This is a genomic window from Drouetiella sp., assembly GCF_059504425.1.
Window position 1 is genome coordinate 1 of sequence record NZ_JCACIN010000084.1, and the last position, 26,208, is coordinate 26,208.

Below are 26,208 nucleotides of genomic sequence, written 5' to 3' on the forward strand. Positions count from 1 at the left end.
GCTGCGTTCTTAGGGGAGGGGAGAGCGGTGACGCTCGAACCTTACCCGACCAAGCCGCCTCGGTGACGGGGTGGTTTAGTCTAACCCCTTGCTGAGTCGCGGTCAGTTCGAAATCCGTAATTTCTCGACAAGGAAATTACAGGCTGGACGTAGCTAGGTACATTCTCGGATCACTCTAACCTAAACATCGCAGGAGTCTTTTCTACTTGACGGCTCAAAGCCAAGCAGAGTGTGTTCCTTTCAGTAAAAATAGTGGGAACTCTAGTCTGAGACGAACCAGTTGATGGCTGATCCCAAGTTTGTAAGGCTTTGCTGAGTTGCAACTATGGCATTACGTAATTGAGTTAGGACGAGTTATTTTTTGAGAGCCGCGCTCCGCGCGGCTCTCAAAAAATAACTCATTGGATCTAAGCGCGTAGCGCCATATCTCGAAATCCGTAATTTTCTCGCCAAGGAAATTACAGGTTGGACATAGCTAAGTACATTCTCGGATCACTCTAACCACTGGAAACAATACACTCAAGCTCAAACGCCTCAACAAAGCCTTGTTGTGACAATGATTTTTTTGAATTGAGTGGGTGCGACTACATTGGCAGTGAAAGGCTCCTCAAGCCTGATTTTCATGTGTCTATTTAAACTGTCGTTCAGTCAACCTGTCTACGTGTAGCCTCTAGGAGTTTTAGATATATGGATTGTTCTGTTGCATTCATTGATGCTGCTCTTGTTCAGGCGGGTCTTACAATATCGGACTTTGATGGGGACGTCTATGTAATTCCATCGGATCAAGATGGCGTTCTCTACATCACAAATATCTTGACCCAGCACGACGCGATCGCCTCTATTCATCTGTTCTCCCACGGCGCAAACTCAACACTCGTTTTGGGAAATACCGTTCTTAATGCTGACGCGATCGCCCGTTATCAAGACACACTACAGCAATGGCGATCGGCACTTTCACCAGAGGCTGATTTTTTAATCTATGGGTGCGATGTGGTCAGTGACGAAAATGGTCAGGCCTTTATCCAGCAACTCGCGAATTTAACCGGAGCTGATGTCGCCGCATCCACCAACACCACTGGCACCATAAACGGTGCAGACTGGCAGCTTGAAGCCAGCACCGGAACAGTAGAGACGACCTTCACTCAACTCAATGGAGCGTCTGACATTTCGTTAGCTGTGATTACCGAAGATAACCCTGGCACAGTCCACGTCACAGACGATGACGATGACGCCTTTGATGACAATGAGGGCACTCGCTCGTACTCATCAACCGGGGACTATGGAGACCCTTTCGACAATGCGCCTGATACTGATATTGTCGAAGTTCCCGACTCATTTTATGTAACCGTTGGGGGGAATCAATATGGCCCTGGCTATCACGGCGGGGTTGATTCCGACATGACAGGCGGTGACATCCGCATCTATTGGAACACCAGCAACGATGATGATACCTGGAATGGCTCAGATAACGGGTCGGGAAACCTCCGCTTCTGGAATAGCGGCAACCCCGTTGATTTAGATGGCATTCACGTATTTGGTGGCAATGATACGGTCTATGCCAATGGGGGCGATGACTTAGTCTATGGCGGCGACGGTAGTGACGTCCTTCATGGTGGGGACAGTAATGATGAGCTGCATGGCGAGAATGACAGCGATACGCTGTACGGGAACAGCGGCAGTGATACGCTCTATGGCGGAAATGATAACGATAATTTATATGGCAATGAAGGCACCGATACGATCTATGGCGAAGCAGGCAATGATCTAATTGAGGGTGGAGCAGACAACGAGTATATCTCTGGTGGCAGCGGCGACGACACGATCTACGGCAACGCGGGCGATGAAACGATTGATGGCGGCGATGGAAACAACACGATCTACGCGGGGGATGGTGCGTCTCCTCAAAGTGGCACGCACACGATTACTAGCGGCAGCGGCATAGATGTCATCTATGGTGGGTCGGGGGTTGACGCCATCACCTCTGGGGGCAGCGATGACACCATTACCGCCCACGACGGCAACGACACCGTTCGCACGGAAGGCGGCAACGACCTGGTGTATGGTGGTGGCGGCAATGATTTCATTACCGATGATTTGAGCAATGGTGCCAATGCCAGCGGAAGCGATCGCTTTTATGGTGAGGCGGGCGATGACTTTCTGCGCGGTGAAGACGGCAACGACATTTTGGATGGTGGCGATGGTAACGACACCTTAGAAAGCGGCAACGGCAACGACATCCTAAGCGGGGGTGCGGGTAATGATGTCTTGATCTACGGGGATGTTGCCAATGGCGATACGCAGGTTGGCGGATCGATAGACCCCAATTCAGGGGCAAATGAAGTTCGCATTTTCAATGGCACAAGCTGGCGCGTGACCAGCGGCCAAACTACAGCAGACGGCGGCACTGGGCTGGATGTTTTGAAGGTGGTGGGGCAATATCGCGACTATGATATTACGCCGACAGTGCTGCCCTCTGGGCAGTTGCAGGTAACGTTAACTCGGCGAGCCAATCCCGCTGATCGGGTTGTGGCAACGAACGTTGAAAAGATCGAATTTTGGGACAACTACACGGTTTTCCCTGGTGAGCCGCAGCGCCGCGATCTGCACATTCGCAATGGCGAAATCTTACCGCTGCGCTACCAACTGAATGTGTTGCAGCATGCGTCGGAGCAGTTGTATGACGACGCTGCGGATTTGAGTGCCGATACCTCAACCCAGATCTTTGAAAACGGAGTGTCGTGGAACAAAAATCAGATCGGTCAGGTAGAAGTTCAGCTCAAGGACTGGCAGAACTCGGCTAACGACTATGTGATTGAAGGTGAAGATACCGATCCAGGGTCGAAGCGTGACAATTACGTGTTGCCCAACGGATTGGCAATTCGCTACGAAATTGTGGTGACGGGCAACTTTGGGCCAACGGAAGCAGAGTTTCTCAGCGACAAGCTTCGCTTTAAGCGCAACAATACCGAAACCGGGCGATCGCTCGACAAAACTGGCACCGGGCTTGAGTATGTCATCGAAACCTTTGTGGTGGTGCCTCCAGGGGAGAGTAAAGCCATCATCAACATTCTGCCCATTGTGGACGAAATCCAGGAAGGGCTAGAAACCGTTGAAGTTCGTATTGTCGCTGCCGATCGCGTTGAGCTACCGGCACCGGGTTCGGCGGCCACCAGCGCCTATTTTTACCAAGAGGGCTTTCTCTACACCGACCTGCAAGCCGCAGATAGCCGACGCATCGAGGCCAGCAATAATGCCGAAAACAACCTGCAAGACGGCATCAACAAAGGCTATGTGCTGCTGCCTGTAGCGCAGGGGGGCGATGCTGTTACGGTGGAAATTGCCGACTCTGGGCTGTATCAGGCAGGGCTGCGCTTGGTGGATGAATACGGCTTTGAAGTGACTGGCGAACTCAAGCTCGATTGGCAAAATAACCCCACCAAACTCTATGTTGGGCTGACCAGTCGCCCCACCGATAACGTTACGGTGACGATCGCCGGACAAAACTATGTTTTTACCAACAACCGCGACACCTGGAACCAGCTTCAGGAGGTGTCGCTGACGGGCTATAGCGATGGTCAAAGCGTAACGGTGGGCATTAACTCTAGCGACGCGTATTATGCGGCGCTGGCCGATCGCACCCTAACGCTGGTGGATGAACCCTCGGTCATCAACGTTCCAGAACCCGTTTCGGTGCTGATCGGCAACGGTAATTACCTTCAGCTTCCCGGCAATCTCACCCTGACTGGAGACTATGCGATCGAATTTTGGATGAACCCGACCGACAATCAGGGCACCATTCTTCAGAGCGATCGCGGCAGTTTGCAACTCGTTAACGGCACGCTTGAGGGAACGGGAATTTTTGCATTCACCCGTTACACCACAAACGTTGTTGAGGGCGAGGGTTGGCATAAAGTCAGCCTGATTTCTGTTGGTAATGAGTTCAAAATTTTCTTGGATGGTGAAGTCGCAGGACGACAAACCATTGCGTCCAATACGAGCGTCACGATCCAATCCATTGGTCTAGCCAATGCCGCGACAGGATTCCAAGGCTCGGTCAGCAGTTTACACTTCTGGGATCAGGTTCTGTCCCAAGATAATGACGTTTTGGTAGGAACGCTCAAAGCGCAATATAACGTTGACGAAGGCGCAGGCACGACGCTGCGAAATCAAGCCCCCCTCGCGACTGTGGGCAATGCGATCGCCAGTGTCACCAATCTAGAATTGCCGCTCTGGAGTCCTGGTCTACAGCTGGCAGAACCGGGCTATCAAGACATCTTGGCAGGTGAAGCCGACTCCTTTGCGCTGGTCAACCGCAATTTTGATTTTCCCAAGGTTTCTGTCAGTGTACCAGTCGATCAAGCGCGAGTCGCGGAGGGGAGCGATCGCTTTGCGGCCTATGAGCTGCTGCTCGACAAACCCGCACCTCAAGGGGGCATCACCGTCACCTTTGACCTGATTAACACCACCCTTAACGATGATCCCAGCCTGCGCCCTAGCGTTGATAGCAGCGACACCTGGAAGGCGGTGGATTATTTGGTCAAAACCAAGGCGCTAATCGACGGTACTGCGCAAGACGTCACACAAGCCGTAGAGTTTGGCAACAATTTCACCACGTCGATTTATATTCCGGCAGGAGAGCGCAAGGGCACCGTTTATATCAGTGCCGAAGACGACCAGCGCACCGAAAGCAATCAGGCAATTCAACTGCAACTGCAATTGGTCAGCAACGGCGATATCAGCCATTACCAACCCCACCCCACCCAAAACCAAGGCACCGTTACCTTGGATGACCCCGACACCTTGGGGGTCGAGATTCTGAGTCTTAAGAGCGGCTTTGACTACGACCAGACTCAACAGCGCATGGTCAACACGATGACGCTAGAGCCTGCGGAATCGGCGATCGTGCGGGAGGCTGATTCCGATGGGCTGGCGCTGCGGTTTAACGTTGACGATTTTCAATGGGATACGCAGGGGCTGCAAACGGCGCAGGTTCGCATTACCGACCCGGCGGGTTTAGAGGTTAGCACGACCGCGCTGGATCTCACCGTTGACCGTCGGTTTGGGGTGATTACCGTTAACGGTAACTACGCCGGGAAGCAACTGGAAGGACTGATCACAGTGGGGGGCGTCACTAGCTCTTTCTCGCTGACGCTTACCCCCAACCAGGAGTTGACCGACGCTGAACTGGTGCGGCTCAACCCGACTGCGCCTAACGCCGATGCGCTCAAAACCAACTTTGAAAAGGGTCATCTGCTCACTAGTGAGCAGGGGGGGCAAGTCTATCCAGTGCGCGTGCGTCAATCGGGCTGGGGGGAATATGTGTATGTGAAGCTGACCTCAGCCCCGCTGGGTGGTGCAGGAAAACAGGTCACGGTGGATCTCACGGCAACGGACAGCATTGTCGGCACGCAGGAGGTCGTGCTATCTACTCCATCGCTGGTGTTTACCGCTGACGATTGGGATCAGCCCAGACTGGTGGGCATTCGCGGGGTCAATGATGACTTTAATGACGGCAACCAGCAGGGACAAATCACCGCCACAGTTTCCACTGACCCGACAAAAACAACGGACACGGCCTATCTGCTGGGGGGAACGAGCGATCGCCTCCTTTATCTCAACGTGGGTCAAGCGGCAGAAACCGTGGAGCTTTCGAGCGAAGAGGTGGCCAGCCTCAGCCGTCCCGAAAATCCTGCTAAACCGACCTATGGCTTTGTTAAAGACCCGCAATCCACCAATCTGACGATTACTGAGGGGGAAAGCACGCAGATTGCGATCGCCACCAATCCCGGCGGCACCGCAGGTGAACTAAGAGGACGGTTTAAGGTTCTGGAAACCGGGGTGAACAACGCCCTAGTTCTAAACGGGCAGCAGGATCACATTAATTTCAACAAAGCCCTCAACTTGGGCAATGCTTTCACGGTGCAGATGGCCTTCCGGTGGGAGGGCACCAGCGACCAGGGACAGCCAATCCAACTGGTCAAGGCTCAAAATGGGCATGGCGACCTGTTCCTCACCAGTGGTGGACTGTTGCAAGCCAAATTCCTCGATGGGCAGGGGCAAACGGTTACGATTCAAGCCAGCACGCCGCTGAACCCGCAGGAAGAGTACGCCATCAACCTGGTCAGCACCGGGCAAACAGCCAAGATTTACGCCAACGGTCGGCTGATTGGGTCGGGAGCCATCAGCGTGACGCCCATCGGCACTGTGTCAGTCGAGGCGCTGTTTGGCAGTGCCGATGTGGCGCAGGTAGATGGATTTAAGGGCACCGCCTATGGGGTGCGATTCTGGAATCGGGAATTGCAGCAGGATGAGATTCGCAAATATTCCCAGGACTTGCTCAGCCCCGCTCCGGTGCAGTTTGTGCTAAACGAAGCTACCAAACAGGTGAGCGTCAAGCTCAACCCCGAACTGGTGACGCAAGCGCCCACAGGCAATATTGAGCTGGCCTTCCGTCGCTACACCTACACGGGCGGCGCTGACCCCGATGTTTCCCTGGTCAACGTCACCTTTAACCCAGGCAACTGGCAAAACAGTCTGGCGCTGCCGTTTAACTTTGGCAACGTGGCATCCCTGGCAGACGCTATTGACATGATCACGGTGCAGGGCACCAGCAGCGATCCGCAGGTTTCAGACTTCCTCTACAACGTTGGCACCGCCTACGATCTCGACAATCTGCAGCAAGACAATCTGTTAGGCGAAGTGATCTTGACCAATGTAAATGGGCTAGATCTCTCGGCAGATTTCACCAATCTGGAAGCGCAACAGGGCGCAGTCTTTGCGGGTTTGGCCACACCGTTGACGCTGCTCGATCGCACTGGCAACATCACCAACGGCACCGTCAAAGCCGACCTGCTGGGCAACCAGCTCACCTTCACCCAACTGACCAACGGCACCCCCTCGCAGAGCAGCGTGTCAGGGCTGCGGCTGGGCGATCGTGTCTACTTCCGTACGCCAACGATGGGCACCTGGGATGAGCTGCGCGCCTACGCCGACTCCGTGGGAGGAGAACTCGCCACAGTGAACGAGAAGGCGCTAAACACAGTTCTGTCTAGCACCTTTGCCAATGGCACCCCGATCATCATCGGTATGCAAAATGCTGGGGTCTGGGAGACGGGCGAAGCGCTGTCGCAAGACCTCTATTCCTGGCAAACCACTTGGACGCCCAACGCTCAACAGCCCAATGGTGTCAAGGTCGGCAGCAACGGTCAATGGCAAGCGCTTAGCGCCAGCGAGAGCGGCTACGGCCTAGTGGAATTGCAGGTGCCCTCGCGCGTCTGGAGTCAGGCCACCAATAGCCACCGTCAGGCTGAGGGCTTTGCGACCCAGGGCGATGACTTTGACCGGATTGAAGGGGTCATCGTTCGCAAGGGGCAGACGGCAGAGCTACCGATTTCGGGCAATCGCTATGTGGGCGACAAGGTCACCTTGATGGCAGCCGACTTTACCGGCGATCAAAAGCCTGACCTGCTGGTGCTTTCTAAGCAAGCTGGGGCGCAGCTATTTGAAAACACGACCGGGCCAGATGGCGTGCTGAAATTCGCGCCCGCCAGCCAATCCACCCTTGATACCACCGTCATTGGCAAAAATTTCAATGGATCAGAGGCGCGCTTAGTTGACGCCGATGGCGATCAGGATCTTGATCTAGTGTCGAGTGAAAATGGTGGCCTCGTGGTGCGGCTCAACCAGTCCACCGGAGCCATCGCCTTTGAAAATTCCGAAGCTGTGGTGCCCCTGCTCGACCAAAGCACCGCCGTGATGGGGTCGGGTCAGCCGGGAGCATTTGTCGGGTTTGATTTTGCCGACATCAATGGGGACGGCAATATGGATGCCGCCCTGATCGATGGCAATCAAAAAATCCAGATGTACCTCGGCAGCAGCGCATTCCCGCTGATGCAGGGCTTGCAGGCCGTGCCAGAGACCGAAAATCCCTTCCGCAACATTGCCCTACCGCCCGGTGTGCCGCTGTCGCTCAAGTTTGCCGATGTGGTGGGCGACGGCACTCCTGAACTGTATGTGTATGAGCGCAATGGCGGCACCAATTCCTACTTCCGCTTTTTCTCAGCAGACAGAGATGCTACGACGGGCGCGTTGACTTACAGCGATCGCACTTATGCCGACCAGCTCACGGCTCGTGCCACTCTCCTGGGCGATGTCGAAAGCCTTGCGTTCCTGAACAACAAGGGCAGCGATGCCATCTTTGTCAGCAGCAACAACGGTCACATTCAGTTTGGCAGCGTTACCCAAAAGAGCAGCGAAATTACCTTTGATGTCACCAATCCCCAAGTCGGAGCCCAGGCAGTGATCGACTTGGTAAGCCGTCAAGATGGCGTGGTGGAAGGGGACGAGCGCGTCACGCTGCAACTGCTGCCCACCGACGACCTCGCCCTCGACAATGCAATGGATCGCTCGGTTAATGTAATTATTCAAGACAATGATCAGGCAGGCGTTTCCCTGAAATTTGTCAGCAGCAACGGTCAGTCTGCCCAGGTGATCGCCAGCCACACCCAGTCGGCGACCAATCCCGATTTGACGCTGGTGGAAGGGCAGCAGAGCGCGGGCTTCTACGTCCTTAGCCTTGACTCACAGCCGCAGGACAGCGTTAACCTGACGATTCGCAACAGTGACAGCGATCGCCTTCAATTTGAGCGCATCCATCCCCTGGCGCTAACAATCAATGGCGACGGCAGCTTGACGATTCAGTCGCGCCTCTCCAATAGCCAAAACGACTACAACCTCAGCTTTAGATCCAGTCTGCTCCAGGGCACCCCTCAACGCGACGGGCAGGGCGCGTATACCATTCAACTGCAAAGCAGCATTGCTAGCCAGCTCCAGGGGGCGATCGCCGGAAAAACAACCGCCCAAATTCGCGACTCGGTGACGGTGCAAAACTTGTTGCGGCAAATCGGCATTCAAGTTGGCGGCGACGACCCCACTTATCGGGTGGGCGGAGGTCTCAACGCCAATCAGCTTTTGCAGGAACGCATCAGCGTCACGCCCCAGGAAGACTTAATGCTGCGGGTGCGCCCTTCAAGCTGGAACCAGAAAATCTTGCTGCGTCCCGTGGTGCCCGATAACTTGGTGGACCACAGCCAGGATGAGCATCCCTCCTTTGTGGTGGGCATTGATAGCACCGACTCGGTATATGCGACGCTGCCTGCGCTGCGGGCAACGGTGCCAATTACGGATAGCGATCGCGCCGGGGTGATCATCAATGGGCTGCGCGACATCCGTGAAGGCGTTGAGGGTGGCGAGTTTCAGGTCAGCCTTGCTAGCAAACCCGAAGGCACGGTGTTGATTACGCTGCAACCCGGTGCGGTCAAAGGCATTACGCCAACGGAGACCGACGCCAGCGGTAACCCCATCCTGCCGCCCAGCCGCTACGTGCTGGTCAACACCCCGATGACTTGGAGTGAAGCGCAAAAGTATGCCTGGAAGCTGGGTGGACAGTTGACCAGCCTCAACTCCGAAGAGGAGCAGCAATTCTTGCAAGATTCCTTTGGTGCCGAGCTCTCCGGGCAGAACCTTTGGATCGGGCTGCAAAAGCAAGACTGGCAGACCTGGACAGACGGTTCTGAGGTTGCCTACCAAAACTGGGCTAGCGGTCAGCCCGATAACCTCAACGGTCTCCAGCCCTATGGCTATGCCTCCAGCACCGACTGGCAGTGGCACGATGGCGCAGCCGACCAGGCGCTGCCCTTTATTGTGGAAATCGCTAACCCCAATGACAGCGCGATCGCCCTCGACAAAAAATACTACGGCGACGAAATCCAGCTCAAGTTCAACGAAAACAACTGGAACGCACCCCAAATCGTCACCGTTCGCGCCAAGGACGACATCTATGTGCGTGGCGAAACCCAGAGTTTCGTTTATTCCAAAGTGCAGTCCGATGATGCGGACTACGCAGGCATAGACGTTGACCCCGTCACCGTCAACATTCGCGACAACGACCTGCCCCAGATCAGCGCCTACACGGTCTTAGATGCCGCCGAACCGGGCACCATCGGCTTTTTTGGGCTGCGCCTCAACACCGACCAGGTCAAGAATCCCGAAGGGCTGCGCATCTACTACCAGGTGAAGGGTTGGCAAACTGCCCCTGCGACCCAGGGCGAAGACTACCAGAACTATGTCGATCTCACCCCCAGCGGCACCAACTTTATCACCATTGCGCCGGGTCAAGACCTGGCCAACGTGGTTATCTTCCCCATTGATGACTACATCGCCGAAGGATTTGATGTTACCTTCAAACCTAGCAGCGTCAACACCGCCGCAAACACCGTTACCCTGCTTCAGCACCGCCTGCTAGAGGGTTCTAGGGTCACTTTTATTCCCGATGGCACGGGTGATCTGCCCGACGGCATTGATGGGGATGCGGTCTATTACGTCAAACTGCTGGCTGAGGATGCGATCGCCCTCTACGAAGACGAAGGGCTAACCCAGCTTGTAGATCTGACCAGCGCCGGCACCGGCGTCACCCGACTATTAGATGCCACTGGTAAAACCGCCGCCGAAGCCCAGGCCAACCCCAGACGCTTTGAAGCGGTAGAGCTAGAGCTATTGCCCGACCCCAACGGCACCGCTCCTGGCTACAAACTCGCCCCCATCGAAACCAAAGCCTCCGTCCGCATATACGACAACGAAGAGGTCGGATTCCGCTTCATTTTGCCCGGTCAAGAAGTGCTCGACAGCAAGAGCCCCGCTGACAAGGGCTATCTCACTATCGCCGAGCATCCTAACCTCGACAACAACGACGAGTTTGCTTCCGCCGCCTTCCTCGTGCGTCCCCTGTCTGATCCGGGCAACACCACCGAAGGCGCAGCCAACTGGATCGCGCTGCGCTTTGACCCCCGCTGGGATCAAAACAACACCCAGCAGCTCCAGCTCCACATGATAGACAAGCCAAAGTTCGACGACGAAACGGGCGAAGCCGAAATCACCACGGCGGTCTACGACAACTATGGCCGCAAAATCCAGTTCTACCAGGTTGACCCAGAGGCTGAAGAAGGGAGCATTCCCGAACTCACCGACGAACTCACCCTCACCGTTACCGAAGACAACTGGGCGGAACCGATCGTCCTCAAAAGTGCCGTCTTCTTTGACGCCGATGGTGATAACTTCTGGGATGAAGGCGAACACCGAGGCGTCACCCTTAGCGACAACAGTTTCTTCTTCTGGGATGATGCCAACGAAAATGGGGTGTATGACGAAGGCACCGAAGATGCCGATTTGAGCAACTTTGAGCTAGGCGCCGATCTGGTCAATCAAACCGTCACCCTGGCTGATTTTGATGTGGATGGTGACGGCGTCCTGACACTGTTTGAAACCAACCTGCGCCCTGAGCAACAACCCGGCTGGCGACTGGTACCAGAACTCGGCTTTGCCACGGGCATGGTGGTGCAAAGCGGCGATGATGTCAGCCGCGTCGAGATCGCAGGGCAAAACGACATTTCCGTCGGTCGCTGGTCAAGCTTTGCGGCATTTACCTCCTTCCCATCGCTGCAACTCGACCCGCAGGCCAACCAAAACGTCCCCGATGTAGAAATCAAGCTGACGGCTGAGGATGGCGTCCCCACCGACACGATTCTGCCCATCGACTATGCAGGCGACCCCTACGCCGCAAACGATCTGTGGAAACAAAACGCAATCTACTTTGACAGCAACAACTGGGCACGATTCCAGCGGGTCAAGCTCACCGCTCTAGACGACACCAAATTTGACATCGATCGCATCCTGCCGCTCGACATGAAGGTGTATGAGGGCGAAGGCACCGACGGTCTTTACTCCAAAAAATTCACCAACTCTCCTTCGCCGCTGGTGCTGACGGTAAAGGATCGTCGCCTCGACAACTCCACCGTCACTGGGTCCCTTGATCAGGGCTTCACCAGCTTGGAAGAGAGCATCAACAATTATCGTCTGCCCCTGATTGGCAGCCTGTCGGGAAAACTGCCTCCCTTCCTCAGCGATTTCATCCGCGCCTTTACCGAAAGCCTCGACAAAGAGCGCTATATCACCAGCCCCGCCTTGGTGCGTGCCCTTAACGATGCCCTCAGCGAAGTGCTAGACGGTACCGATGTGGAGGTCAGCCTTGAGTACGACGCAGCGGAGCAGACGATCGCCCTGGATCTCGCCTTTGGTCAAGACTACGACCTGTTTGACGTGTCCCTCGACTCCGACATTGGTCTTCCAGCGCTGGGTCTAGAAACCGAGGGCACCCTTTCCTCCATCTTCCACTTTGATCTGCGGGTTGGCCTGTTCATCAACCTGCTAGAGGGCACTTTTGGCATCGACATCTCCGAAAACAACGAGACCCACGAAACCAAGACCGGAGCCAATGCCGATGTATTCCTCGACCTCAACAACTTTAAAGCCACGGGCAACATTGCCTTCCTCAAGGCTGAGCTGACCCAAATTCCGCTAGATGACTTTGTCAACGGTCACAAGCCTCAACTCACCATCTCGCTGGATGAAGACCCCATCTTTACGCCAGGTGAAACCGAGCAAACCGTCATCGTTCGCGCCTATGACGTGGATGGTGACCCGGTTGATCTCAACACCGCCTCCCCGGATGACTTTGCCTCCTATGTCAAAGATGAGGACACCTGGAAATATCCCATCATCCTCGAAAAACTGGGCTACGACGACATCGATCGCGTCACGGTAGAGTTTAACGGCAGAACTAGCGAATTTCGCCCCAACTGGCGAGGTGAACGCGAAATTGATGGTCTCAAGATCGATTCCCAACTGATCGAGCGCGATGCTCACTCCTTCTTCCAAAACTACAACGCTGAAAATGACATTCTCGACGATCTGGAAAAGGACACCGAATCTGAAAGCTTGCTGTCTAAGGGCGATACCCACAGCGAAGCCACTGCGGGCATTCAGTTTGCGCTGCTGGGCAAAGCGGCTAACTCCGTTGAAGTGGCGCGCAAATATGAGTTTGAGATCGAAGTAGACTCCGGTGAGCAGGCGATTCCTACGCTCTATACCGGAGATTTACAAGAAGGCTCCGACAATCTTCAGGCATTCCTCGATGGAGATGGGCCGCGCGAAGGTGAGTTAGTTCTAGCACTGGGTGGCGTCGAAAACAACTCCCCAATCCCCAGCTACTTTACGGTCGATCTGTTTAGAATCGCTGACCCACTGCGAGAGCCGATTCCGCCCACAGCCGTGAGAGATGATGATTTCTTTGACGGGAATCGGCTCATTCCGGTCAATTTTACCCTGAGCACCCCAACCCCCGATCCCGAAGACCCCTATCCCGAAGACCCGCGCAATCCGCAGCGCCGAGTTTTAACGCCTGGTGGCGGCACTAACTCCTACAGCTTCACTGAGTTCAACGGCTTTGCCATCGACTTTGCTACGGAAAACGGCTCCGCTGAGCTTCCCCCAGGGACAGAACTGGTCTTCCGGTTACGCAAGACGGGCGTGTCGGATGCGCTTCCCCCCGGAACGATGTATTACATCGAGCCTTTCAAAGAAGAGAAAAACATTCGCCAGGTAGTGGACTACCTGGAGGTTTCGGGTGAGGAGCCTGAAGCAGGGGCAACGGCACCTGTGATCAAGGTCAGCAACCCCCGCGTTGAAGGCGAGGAACAACTCCCGGATCTCTACCTGATCCAGGGCGATCATGTCACCCTGCAATCGGCAAATGGCACCCCCCAGACGATGGTGCAGCTCAAAAACGCCATCACCTTTGCACTCAAGGGAGCACCCGCAGCGGGTAGCACCGAAGAGCCAGAGGACACCTTCACCATCACTGAAGTGGGCACCCCAATTCGGGATGCGGAAATCACCCAGAAGGAATTCAGCAGCGCCAAGCTCAAGGAAAGCTTTGACTACACCCTAGGAGCCACGATTGGCGCGGCGTTTAACCTCAAAACCACCGTGTCTGGCAATACCTCCTTCCCGTCGGTCAGCGTTGACCTGGGCTTTGCAGGCAAGGCAGAACTGGCCAAGGGTGAAGATTTTGAGCCGTCTCTCACCATCGGCTTAAAGGATCTGGGGCTAGATATGGGCAGCTTCTTGACGAAGTTTGCCAAGCCTGTGATTGACGGGGTGAACGAGGTGATTGACCCGATCAAGCCCTTCATCAAGACCCTAAACACCGATGTGGAGTTGATGAAAACCCTGGGGCTGTCGGGGTTGTTTGACCAGGATGGCAATGGTCAAGCCTCCATCCTCGAAATTGCCATCACCTTGGCCTCCATTTCGCGCAAGCTGGGCTCCACCCAATATGCCGAGTTCTTTGAAACCGTGGTGAAAGTGGTGGACTTGATCGAGGCGATGGACAAAGTCAGCAAGAAGCTGGCTAAGGGGGATAACTTAGTTCTTCCTCTGATGGATGAATATCACCTGCAGCTAAAGCCCGGTGGCGATGAAGAAGAGGAGGGCGCAGGCGGTCAGGCAGGCGGCGAACCCGCAGACGACAAAGCTCTGCCAAAATCTCCGACGGAGAAATCGACCCTTGAGCATCAGGAAAGCGCGCCTGCAACACCAGGCGTCGATGGTCTGGGCGATGCTGCTGGCGAGTCAGATAATGCCGCTGGCGACGACATGGCTCAACTGGCTGGCAAACTGAACAACCTCAAGGGGCTGAAGTTCCCGGTGCTGGATGACCCAGTCAGCCTGGTCAACCTACTGTTTGGCAAAGATGTCAACCTGGTCACCTACGAGCTGCCGGAGCTGAAGCTGGAGTTTGAGATCGAGAAGAAGTTCTATCCTTTCCCACCCTATCCGGTCTATGGCAAGCTGGCGGGCAAATTTGAAGCGGTGGCCGATTTGGGATTTGGCTTTGACACCTATGGCTTTAGCCAATGGAGCGACGCCGACTTTGCGCTCAAAGACAGCTACAAAGTGTTTGACGGTTTCTTTTTGATGGACTGGACTGGAAAGAGCTATACCTCTAATGGCGAGCCGGACGATAAGCCAGAACTGTCTGCCACTGCCGAAATTGAAGCGGGGGCGGGGGCCAACCTGGGACCAGTTTCACTCTACCTAGGGGGTGGAATTGGGGCTGAAATTGCTCTTGACCTGGAAGATGTGGGCGAATCGCGCGACGACCTGGGCGATAGCGACGGCAAGGTGCGCGGCTCTGAAATTATCAAAGGCATTAGCAATCCGCTGTCGCTGTTTGAGCTGTATGGTCGCTTGTATGCCTTCTTAAAAGCGCTGATTGAGCTAGATGTGGGTTTCTTTACCATGCCGCTTTATGAGCAGCAGTGGGAGTTTGATCTGTTTAAGTTCCAGGTGGGCGGTGCGTCCCAGTCAGGGGCAGCCGTGCAGTCTGAGGTGATGGGGGCGACGGTCTTCTTTGACACCAACTTTAACCTCAAGTTTGACCCCGATGAACCGTGGGGCGTGACGCTGGGCGACGGCAGCTACAACTTTAGCGTGGATACAGCTGAGCTGGATATCAATGGTGACGGTCAACTGACCCTCGACGATGGCCAGATCGTGGTGATTGGCGGCATCGACAAGGTCAGCGGCTTGCCTATCGTTAGCCCGATGATTGCTAGCCCTGATAGCAGCATTGTGTCGCCGCTGACCACGATGGCAACCCAGATGGCGATCGCCAATGGGGGCGACCAAGCGGCCAGCAGCGATAAACTCAAGGACTTCTTTAACCTGCCGGATGCGCTGGATTTCAATACCTTCCACCCGATTGAGGCGATTCGCAGTGGCACTCTCGCGGATGCTCAGCTAGGGCTTCAGGTTTACAAGAGCCACATCATTCTCGACACGCTGATCTACAATCTGGCGCGGGTTGCCGGGGGCTACGAAGCCGATGGTCTATCTGCTGACCTGCTGATCAATGTGGTGGAATTTGTGGCCAATGCGCTCGCCGATGTGGTGGTCATCCCCGGTGAGTCGTTTAGCGATCGACTCTCTGATTTCACCGCCGATGTGGTGCAGGCTTATTACCAGCAGGAAATTCTCCCTAATCTAACGGGCACGGCCCTCACCGAGGCTCAGACCGAAAGCGGCACAATCCTGCAAATTCTTTCGGATGTTTATGCAGACGTGGCTGGGGAAGTCACCCCAAATACTTCTTTAGATGAAATCCGCCAGTCTTATGCCAACTTGACCCCGCTCAAAACGGCGCTCAAGACGGACATTCCATCCTTGCTCGACCAGTACCAGCAAACAGTGATCACGGCGGCAGATGCCATTCAGCAAGCCAATCAATCAATTACCCAGGTTTCTAACCAGGCTCCGACCGTAGACAGCGCCCAGATCAACACCGCCTTTACCCCCTATCAAGGAGCCACAGTCGGAGCGATCTTTGGCAACACGCTGGTGGATACCGACCAAGGCGATAGCCTCTATGGCATTGCCATTGTCAACTATGTGCCGCAGGCTAACCTAGGCAACTGGGCTTATTACAATCCCCAAACCCAGCAGTGGACGGTGCTCACCGAATCGATTACGCCCAGCAATGCGCTAGTGGTGCAATCGGCAGAGCAACTGCGCTTTATTCCTCGCAGCGGCGCAGCAGGTCAGTCCACCCCACCGCTGACTGTGCGTCTAATCGACGCTAGTGGCCAAGATCCGCTACAGCCGCTTCAGACGGGCGATCGCCTTAACCTCGACCCGGCAGACCCAGCGGCGATCGCGGTCGGTGGCACCTCACCCTACAGCAGCCAAACGATTGACCTCACCGTAACCATTCAAATTCCCTCCAATAGCATGACAAGTCCGCCTATTTTGACAACCTCGACTGTCGATATCGAGAACGCCGTTTCTGTGCTCGAAGACAGCTCAAGTAACCCGCTTACGGTGCCCCAGGGTGAAACTGTGGCGGATCTATTTGGCGATTACTTTGCTGCTACCGATGCGCTGTACCAAACCTTAGGTGGTATTGCGATCAGCAATTACAAGGTCAGCCCCAGCCAGGGACAGTGGGAATATTCCAGCGATCGCACGACCTGGACGGTCATCCCCGATGTCAACCGCAACTCATCTGAGACGCGACATGTCTTGCTCAGTGCGTCCACCTTCCTGCGCTTTGTGCCCACCGCTAACTATGCGGGAGCAGCCACGGCGCTGACGGTCAATCTAATTGACGATCGCGTCGCCGTCACCTCCGGTGCCCTGGTCAACATCACTACTGAACCGAACTTTGCCAACAGCTTCACCGGCACCTTGACCTATCAAACGCAGGTCTATGCCGTTAATGATGCGCCCACGGGCAGCCTCAGCTATACCTTTAGCCAACCCGAAGCGGTGCGCATCAGCGATCGGCGATCGCCATCCTCAGCCGAGCTGAATCCACCCGCAGGACAAGGGGATCTGTATCCTTCTATCCTTACCGTTCAAGGGCTGTTGGGCACCGTCCAAAAGGCGACCGTCACCCTGCACGGACTCAGCGTCACCAGCGCCAATAACCTGGATATCTGGCTCGAAGGACCGCAGGGTCAGCGGATCATTTTGATTTCCGATGCGGCAGACAGCAATGGCATCAACAATTTAACTCTCAGCTTTGCTGATGGCTTTGCCGATGCCCTGTCGCTCTCACCACTGCAAAACAACAACACCTATCGCCCCACCAACAACACCGTCGCCAATGATCTTGACCCGGCTGAGTTTGCTGGAGCGCAGACTAGCTTTGGTCAATTTGTCGGGGTCGATGGCAAGAACCTCAACGGCAACTGGAAGCTGTACATTCAAGATGACACTGACAGCGGCACCGACAGCTCCAATTTTGGTCGGCTGCTCAACGGCTGGAGTCTCACCTTTGACCGGCAGGACAGCGGCTTTAACGCCACCAACGAAGATGCCACCGCTTCACCCCAAGAACTGACGGTTGAGCAGCTGTTTGGTAGCCAATTTAGCGATCGCGATCGCGATTTGCTCAAGGGGATTGCCATCATCAGCAATGCCAGCACCGCTCTCCAAGGGGCGTGGCAATATTTTAACGGCACCGCCTGGACGAGCCTGTCAACCAGCCTCACCGAAACTCAGGCCGTGTTGCTCAATGCCGACACCAAGCTACGCTTTTTGCCAGGGCTAAACTTTAACAAGCAGCCCGGTAGCATCACAGCCCGGTTGATCGACAGTTCTTTCTTCAATTTCACAGCGGGGGCGATCGCCGATGCCCGCTTCCAGACATCGGGTGGCCCCTTTAGCCAGGAAACCATCAGCCGCACAATCAATATTCTGCCGCTCAACGATGCGCCGACCATTGCCAACGGGGCTCAAGTCGTCTTCCCCACCGCCCTTGAAGACAGCACCAACGACACCCAAACGGTGGATACGCTGTTTGCCACGGCCTTCCAGGATGCGATTGATGCAGGCAACAATAGCCAAAATGCCTTTATTGGTATTGCCATTGTTCAAGATTTTGCCACCCTGAGTGGAACGCGATCGCAAGACCAGCAATTTGCCTATGAGAAAGGGCATTGGGAAGTGTATGACATTGGTCAGGCGACTTGGATACAGATCCCCAGCGACATTAGCGCCACCAATGCCTATCTGGTTCCCAAAGCGAACAAAATTCGCTTTAAGCCCAACGCTAACTACAACGGTGAGATCCCGCCCCTCACGGTGCATCTGGTAGACAACGGAGCTGGCTCAGCCATTGGTCTGGGGCAACGGGTCAACCTGGTGCAGGTTGGGATTGGTGGCACCACACGCTATACCGCAACGACCCTTAGCATGACGGGGCAAATTGAGGCAGTCAATGATTTCAGCCCGGTGGCAAAGGATGTGGCGACAGTCGTCCGCATCACCGCCAATGGGCAGGATGACGGGACACCTGCTCCCGCTAAAACGGTAGAATCGCTTGTGTCTTCCCGCTTCTCGGATGCGGCTAATGGGTTGGCTGATGAGTCGGATGCTGATCAGGGAGCCTACAGCCAGCATGGAATTTTTGCTGATGCTGGGTTCTGGGGTATCTTTATCGCCACGGTGCCAGCCACGACCATCGGCATCTGGCAATACAGCGCCAACGGCACTAGCTGGACGCCCGTTGCAGACTGGTCGGCAGGCAACGGATTGTATTTGCCCAAGTCCTATCAACTGCGCTTTCAACAAACGACTCTTGGGCTGATTGGCGACGCCTCTGCCCTCTCTGTGCAGCTCGTCGATACCAGCATTAGCGACACGACCATCGGCAGTAGTTTGAAAAACGGGCAGGGGGGTGCGATTGCGGCGATCGCCACAGCTACACCCACCCCCAACCGGATTGGGGAAGCCAGCCCCCTCAGCACCAATGCCCTGACACTGGGTCAAACCATTACTCCCCTGATGCTCACGGGTCAGGGCGGCAACGACCAACTCACCGGGGGAGATGGCGACAACACCCTTGATGGTCAGGGCGGCAACGATACCTTGAGCGGTGGGCTAGGCAACGATACCCTCATCGGCAACACAGGGGATGACACCCTGATTGGCGGTGACGGCGACGACATCTATTACGTTGATAGTAATGGGGATGTGATCGATGAAACCAATGCCACCGGCGTTGAAACGGTCTTCTCAACAGCACCCAACACTATTTTGGGAGCCAATGTTGAAAACCTCACCCTTGAGGGCACCGACAACGGCAATGGCACCGGCAACGAACTTGACAACATCCTCACGGGCAACAGCGGCAACAACACCCTCAATGGAGAAGCTGGGAAAGATACGCTCAACGGTGGTGCGGGCAACGATATTTTGAATGGTGGTGCGGATAATGATGCGCTGAATGGTGGTATTGGCAACGATGCCCTAAATGGCGGCGCTGGGAATGACCTCATGATCGGCGGCGACGGCAACGATACCTACAGCGTGGATAGTAGTGGGGATGTCGTTGACGAGGCAAATACGACTGGAGTTGATGCGGTTTTTTCCACCCTGCCCAGCTATACGCTTGGGACAAATATCGAAAATCTTACCCTTGAGGGCACCGATAACCTCAATGGTATGGGCAATGCGATCGCCAACACGCTCACGGGTAACAGCGGCAACAACACGCTCAACGGTGAAGCGGGTGCCGATGTCATCAACGGGGGGGATGGCAATGACATTCTCAACGGGGGGACTGAAAATGACACCCTTGCTGGGGGCAATGGCAATGACACCTACTATGTCGATAGCATAGGTGATACGGTGAATGAAACCAACACCAGCGGTATTGATCTCGTCTTCTCAACTGCTCCAAGCTTTACGCTGAGTCAAAATGTCGAAAACCTGACGCTGCAAGGGTTGGGCAACTTTAGTGCGACAGGTAATGCGATCGCCAATACGCTCACTGGCAACAGTGGCAAAAATAACCTGAATGGTGGAGCAGGTGCAGATACTTTAAACGGCGGTGACGGTGACGATAGTCTTGTCGGCGGTACGGAAAATGACTTGCTTGCGGGTGGTAATGGAAACGACAGCTACTACGTTGATAGCAGTGCAGACGTGGTTGATGAGACCAATACCAATGGTGTCGATACGGTCTTTTCCTCCGCATTAACATTTACGCTTAGCGTCAATGTTGAAAACCTGACGCTTGAAGGTGCGGGCAATTTCAATGGCACCGGCAATGCGATCGCCAACACGCTCACGGGTAACAGCGGCAACAACACGCTCAACGGTGAAGCGGGTGCCGATGTCATCAACGGGGGTGAAGGAAATGACAGCTTGAATGGTGGCACAGGTAACGACACGCTCATCGGGGGGAACGGCAACGACAGCTACTACGTTGACAGCAGTGCAGACGTGGTTAATGAAAGCAACAGCAGCGGCGTTGATACGGTCTTTTCGTTGGCGTCAAGCGTGACGCTAAGCCAAAATCTTGAAAACCTTACCCTAGAGGGTACTGGCGACACAAGTGGTATCGGCAATGATCTGGCCAATACTCTCACGGGCAACAGCGGCAACAACATGCTCAATGGCGGCGCTGGTGCTGATGTGATGATCGGTGGCAGTGGCAACGACACCTATTATGTAGACAATTTGGGAGATATCGTTGTCGAAGCAGATGCCGATCTAGCGATCGGCGGTACGGATCTGATCATTACCAGCGTTGACTATAGTTTGAGCCCCAACCTCGAAAACCTTACGCTAGAGGGCACTGCCCTTGTAGGGATTGGCAATGAAAGCGCTAACACCATCACCGGTAACGCGGCCAACAATACTCTGAGCGGTGGCGGTGGCGGTGACCAACTGTTTGGTGGCGTAGGCAGCGATCGCCTGCTCGGAGATGCTGGCAATGACCTGCTGATCGGGGGAGATAACAACGATCGCCTGTTTGGGGGTGATGGCAATGACAGGCTCCAGGGTGAAGGCGGCAACGATACCTTAGTGGGTGGTCTAGGTCGAGATGTACTGGTGGGTGGCGCAGGACGCGATGTGTTTGTGCTGACCAAAGCAAAAGGTCGTCGATCTACGGCAGACCAAATTCTAGACTTCCGCGATCGCACTGATCGTATCGGCCTAACCAGTGGATTGAAATTCAAAGATTTGAGACTTGTTGGGCGCGGTCAATCAACCTTGATCTTTCACAACAATGACCTGCTAGCGAAGCTCAATGGGGTTAATACCAATCAAATCACTCAGGCCGATGTAATCTCAATAAAGGTTTAAAGCTTTCGCTACCATAAACTTACAGCAATTTTCAATTGCATAAGCCACAGTTACAGCGGTTTTCAAATGAATAAGCCACAGTGAGCGAACCAACCCAGGGCATCATCATCGGAAAAAGACTCATTGATAATCTGGGTTAACGCTTGATCAAGTGCTTCTTTGGTTCGAGCTTTAGCCGAACCAAAGAAGCTGCTTGAGTTTTGACCAACATAATTCAATGGGTGAAAGGTCAGGGGAGCAAGGAGGCAAGAACACAACTTTGGGTGAAAGGTCGGGGGAGTAAGGAGGCAAGAACACAACTTTTGCTCCGACTGCTTCGATTGCCTCTTGAATGACCGTAGCATGATGAACAGGTAAGTTATCCATGACATTGTGAGCCTTCTTTAGCTTCATATGCAGCGATAATTCGTTGTCGCAAATCAATAGATAAGGGAGCAGGCATCAGTGGATATTCTCTATCTGGCTGGGATGACTTAGCCTACCAAATTGTGGCTTACTCATTCAACAACCGCTGTATCTCGTGCGCCGAGCGAAGCTCGGCGCACGAGATACGTGCAAAATAGTGCCACACAGCCCTGAAAGGCTTGAAATCTCGTAGCTAAATCAGGCTAAATTGGTTAAAAGCCGCGATCGCTGAAGTCACCACTCCAAGGGCTTTTCAAGTTTTCGTGGCACTGTTTTACCCTAACCTCGGCTCGACCCCTACAAAAGCGAAAATGGAGACTCTGCTATGCTAAGCGACACGATTTTGCTTCCATTAACTATTCGCGCCAAGAAATTGACCGATCGCGCCCTTTACAGCCTACTTACCCACCCCTCAGCCACGATCGCGCAACCTGTCCAGCCCATCCAAAATAAAATCGAGACCAAACTCAAAGTTGTGTAGACCGTCATAACTGCCATCAATGATAAAAAGCGACAGTTGGTGCATGTAGAGGTATTGGTCTGGCGGGATATGCGAAATAAAGTTTTCGGCTGTCTCGGCATATTCTGTCGCTTCTACGGGAAAGTTTAATTCCTGGAGGGTAAAGCCGTAGATGTGGCTATCGATCGCATTCCACGCCTGATCCGCCATCTTCCATGAAAATCCTGCTTCCCGCAGGCAACCGATTGTTCTATCGATATAACGCAGCATCGCTGAACCTACATTGATTCGTGACATGATCGCCATTGCTGCCCAAGAGTGTTTTAGCAGCACCTCGTGAGCCGAGATTGCCCGTCGCCGCATTGCAGTTTTCCAATCCAGATCAAAGCGAGGCAACTCAATTTCGCTGACCACCAGATCCATAATGCCATCGATCATGTCGTCTTTGTTGGCAACGTGGTTGTAGAGCGACATCGCTTTCACGCCTAATTCTTGGGCAACCTTTCGCATCGAAAGCGCTTCAAGTCCTCCCTCGTCTGCCAGACGGAGGGCTGTTTGCAAAATCCGCTCCCGACTTAACGGGGTTGGAGAGGGGGTGTTGGATGTCTCTGTCTTAGCCATCTATTTGATTGCATATTGCCCTGTAACCGATCGGTTTAGCCTCCGCTGATGTGAGTTGCCACAGATTAAACTTGACAAACTTACAGCGTAAGTTAAACTGGCGTAATGAGTAGACGTACACTGTAAGTCTAGCTCAGAGATGACAAGTTTCGCTTCGCATCCATTCTCCTGAACTCTTAAAAATCTATGGCAGCAACATCCTCGCGTATCCCCAACACAGGGACGAACCCAGGCAATGAAACGACGAATGAAACAATGAAGGCGATCGCCCGTTCTGAGTATGGTTCAGCAGAGGTGCTGAAACTGGAAAAGATGAATAAGCCAGTCGTGTCGGATCAGGGCGTGTTGGTAAAGGTTCATGCGACATCAGTGAATGCGGGGGACTGGCACCTGATGCGAGGCACTCCCGTTATCGTTCGCCTCATCTATGGCGGATTGCGTCAGCCCAAGGTGAAAATTCTTGGCTTTGATGTTGCCGGACGAGTGGAAGCCGTGGGTCAAGCTGTTACCCAATTTAAGCCTGGGGATGAAGTTTTTGGCGATCTTTCTGAATGTGGCTTTGGGGCATTTGCCGAGTATGCTTGTGCCACAGAATCATCGTTGGTTTTAAAGCCTGACACGATCTCATTTGAGCAAGCCGCTGCCGTTCCTGGGGCTGCACTGGCTGCCTTACAAGGGCTCCGAGATTGCGGACACCTTCAACCCGGACAGAAAGTTCTCATTAACGGTGCATCCGGGGGCGTAGGATCGTTTGCGGTGCAGATTGCCAAAGCCTTGGGTGCGGAAGTGACAGCCGTATGCAGTACGCAAAAAATAGATAAGGTGAAATTACTCGGTGCTGATCAGGTGATTGACTACACGCAAGTCGATGTGACGCAACGCGGTATTGATTATGACCTGATTCTGGATGCGGCTGCGTATCGTTCAGTGTTTGACTATTTCTCTATTTTGAAACCCGGTGGAACCTATGTTTTGGTGGGGGGATCTATCGCGCGATTTTTTCAAATTTTACTCTTCGGATCTTTGATTTCGAGATTCAGTCGCTGCAAAGTCACCGCATTAGCCTCTACCCCGAACCAATCTGATCTCTTGACCTTAAAGAACTGGCTGACATCTGGTCAGATCGCCCCTCTGATTGACCACATCTATTCCCTGGATGAGTTGCCTGCTGCCATTGGCAAACTTGAACAAAGACAGGTGACTGGAAAAGTCGTTGTTCGAGTTTAATAGGGGGAAAGGTAGCGACGCTGCAACGAAGTGCCACGCAACAGCTAGAAGCCTTACCCTGTAGGAGTTATAGAAAAACTTTCGCATTTTTGCCTCAACATCCCAATAAACGTAAAAAGTTATGTCAATTAGCAACAAAGATAATACTCTGAGAAACGCTCGCAATGTTGGAACCCTAAGCGGAAGCAAGCGTATAGGCGGGTTTGTCGGTTCAAGAGATAAAATTGACTTCGCCAAATTTACTTTGTCTGGAGCAAGCGAATTTGGATTAACGCTAGGACGAGTAACGGGCAGAGCCAGTGCTAGAGTCACCTTACGCAATAGCAGCGGTGCTGTTTTAGAAAACTTTAAGAGCGGAGCCAAGCCCAAAACAATTGCAGCCAGCCTAGCTGCAGGCAGCTACTATATTTCAGTGCAGAGCCTCAAAGGCAACATAAACTATAATCTAGCTGCTTCAGCAACTCCGGCGACTCCCCCAACTCCTCCCGTTCCTCCTGTAGAAGGGCTGAGTTCAGCCGTTGATATTGGTGTTCTTTCAGGCACCTATACTAATCAAGATTTTGTTGGCACCACTAATCCGGTAGATTTTTACAAGTTCACCTTAAATGATGTTGCCAACCTGCAAGCCAGAGTCACAGGCTCCTCTGCAAACACGCGTGTTCAGTTAATTCGGGATGGGAATGGCAATGGACTCGTCGATAGCGATGAGATTTTAGCCTTAGGCACTAATTTTAGCTCTACCTTCCTGTCTAGCGTCACACAAGACTTGCCATCCGGCGCTTACTTCATCAAAGTAGAACCTTCAAGCACCAGCGCCTCTACCATCTATCAGCTAAATTTAGTCGCAACTCCCTTTGGGGGCAATGTCTCGCCTGATCCAGGCAATACGCTGCCAGCCGCGCGCGATCTGGGAGTATTTTCGGGCACCTTGCTGGCCAAAGATTATGTCGGCCAACTAGATGCAAACGATACCTACAAATTTACCCTCACTGACATTGCAAACCTTCAGATCAATGTCAAAGGCTCTTCTGCAAACACGCGCATTCAGCTAATCCGCGATATTAACAGTAATGGGCTAATCGACAATGATGAGGCGTTAGCTTCTGACTCTAATACCAGCTCTACTTTCTTGTCTAGCATCACGCAAGACGTGCCATCAGGGGCTTACTTTATCAAGGTAGAAACTTCGAATACCAGTAACTCTAGTCTATATGAACTAAATTTAGTCGCGACTCCCTTTGGGGGCAATGTCTCGCCTGATCCAGGCAATACGCTGCCCACTGCGCGGGATATCGGCGTGCTTTCCGGCACTTTTTCTGCCAAAGAGCATGTTGGCATCATCGATTCAGATGATTTCTACAAATTCACGTTGAATAACGTTGCGACTCTCCAGGCCAGAGTGACGGCTACTTCTACCAATACACGGATTGATTTGATTCGGGACACAAACGGCAATGGTTTGATTGATAACAATGAGGTCGTGGAATCTGATACTAACTCTAGTACCACCTTCCTTTCTAACATCACCGAAGACTTGCAGGCTGGCACTTACTTTGTGAGAGTTAGACCGCAAACCACGAGTCGATCCACTAACTACACGCTGAGCTTGACGGTTTAAGCAGGCTCCCTGACATCACTGTGGGAGCTACGCGCTCCCACAGTGAATAGTTTATGCCTTTTCGAGTTTATGCTTTTACTCGCTGATCCCATGCCTTCATCTTGCCGGGATTGAGCAACCCATAGGGATCGATCGCTTCTTTGAACTGGAGCTGGATAGGATCAATCGCCTTCTGACCGCCATCTTCTAACACATAGGTATGGGGATTGGCGATAAAGGCTCCTTGGTCTTCGTGGTACGTGATGATCTCCTGAAGGCGATCGGGCGTGCTCGCCTTCATTTAGCAACGGATGTTGTTGGCGAATTGTACTATCGGTGATAGAAA

5 protein-coding genes and 1 pseudogene are annotated in these 26,208 nt (G+C 53.7%); 3 read left to right on the forward strand and 3 right to left on the reverse strand.

Annotation, left to right across the window (positions count from 1 at the left end; genetic code table 11):
- Positions 1-687 precede the first annotated feature (687 nt).
- Positions 688-21,552, forward strand: a complete 20,865-nt coding sequence (locus tag AC5JMP_RS19505) for a DUF4347 domain-containing protein (RefSeq protein ID WP_495853157.1) — start codon at positions 688-690, stop codon at positions 21,550-21,552.
- A gap of 171 nt (positions 21,553-21,723) precedes the next feature.
- On the opposite strand, the gene AC5JMP_RS19510 is transcribed toward AC5JMP_RS19505, so the two are convergent.
- Together AC5JMP_RS19510 and AC5JMP_RS19515 are read right to left on the reverse strand one after the other, a co-directional pair.
- Positions 21,724-21,918 (reverse strand): transposase, encoded by a 195-nt coding sequence (locus AC5JMP_RS19510; RefSeq protein ID WP_495853158.1) that lies wholly within the window; start codon positions 21,916-21,918, stop codon positions 21,724-21,726.
- Between the two features lie 451 nt (positions 21,919-22,369).
- The gene (locus tag AC5JMP_RS19515; protein ID WP_495853159.1) at positions 22,370-23,038 is read right to left on the reverse strand and encodes a TetR/AcrR family transcriptional regulator C-terminal domain-containing protein; all 669 of its coding nucleotides are present in this window, start codon (positions 23,036-23,038) and stop codon (positions 22,370-22,372) included.
- Positions 23,039-23,293: 255 nt separating this feature from the next.
- On the opposite strand from AC5JMP_RS19515, the gene AC5JMP_RS19520 reads away from it, so the two are divergent.
- Together AC5JMP_RS19520 and AC5JMP_RS19525 are read left to right on the forward strand one after the other, a co-directional pair.
- On the forward strand, positions 23,294-24,265 hold the full coding sequence (locus AC5JMP_RS19520) for an NAD(P)-dependent alcohol dehydrogenase (RefSeq protein ID WP_495853161.1): 972 nt from the start codon (positions 23,294-23,296) through the stop codon (positions 24,263-24,265).
- A gap of 244 nt (positions 24,266-24,509) precedes the next feature.
- A complete protein-coding gene (locus tag AC5JMP_RS19525) occupies positions 24,510-25,883 on the forward strand; it encodes a hypothetical protein (RefSeq protein WP_495853160.1) in 1,374 nt (457 codons plus the stop codon).
- Positions 25,884-25,950: 67 nt separating this feature from the next.
- Here AC5JMP_RS19525 and AC5JMP_RS19530 read toward each other — a convergent pair.
- A pseudogene (locus AC5JMP_RS19530) lies at positions 25,951-26,151 on the reverse strand (FAD-binding protein); the annotation flags it as partial.
- Positions 26,152-26,208: the final 57 nt, after the last annotated feature.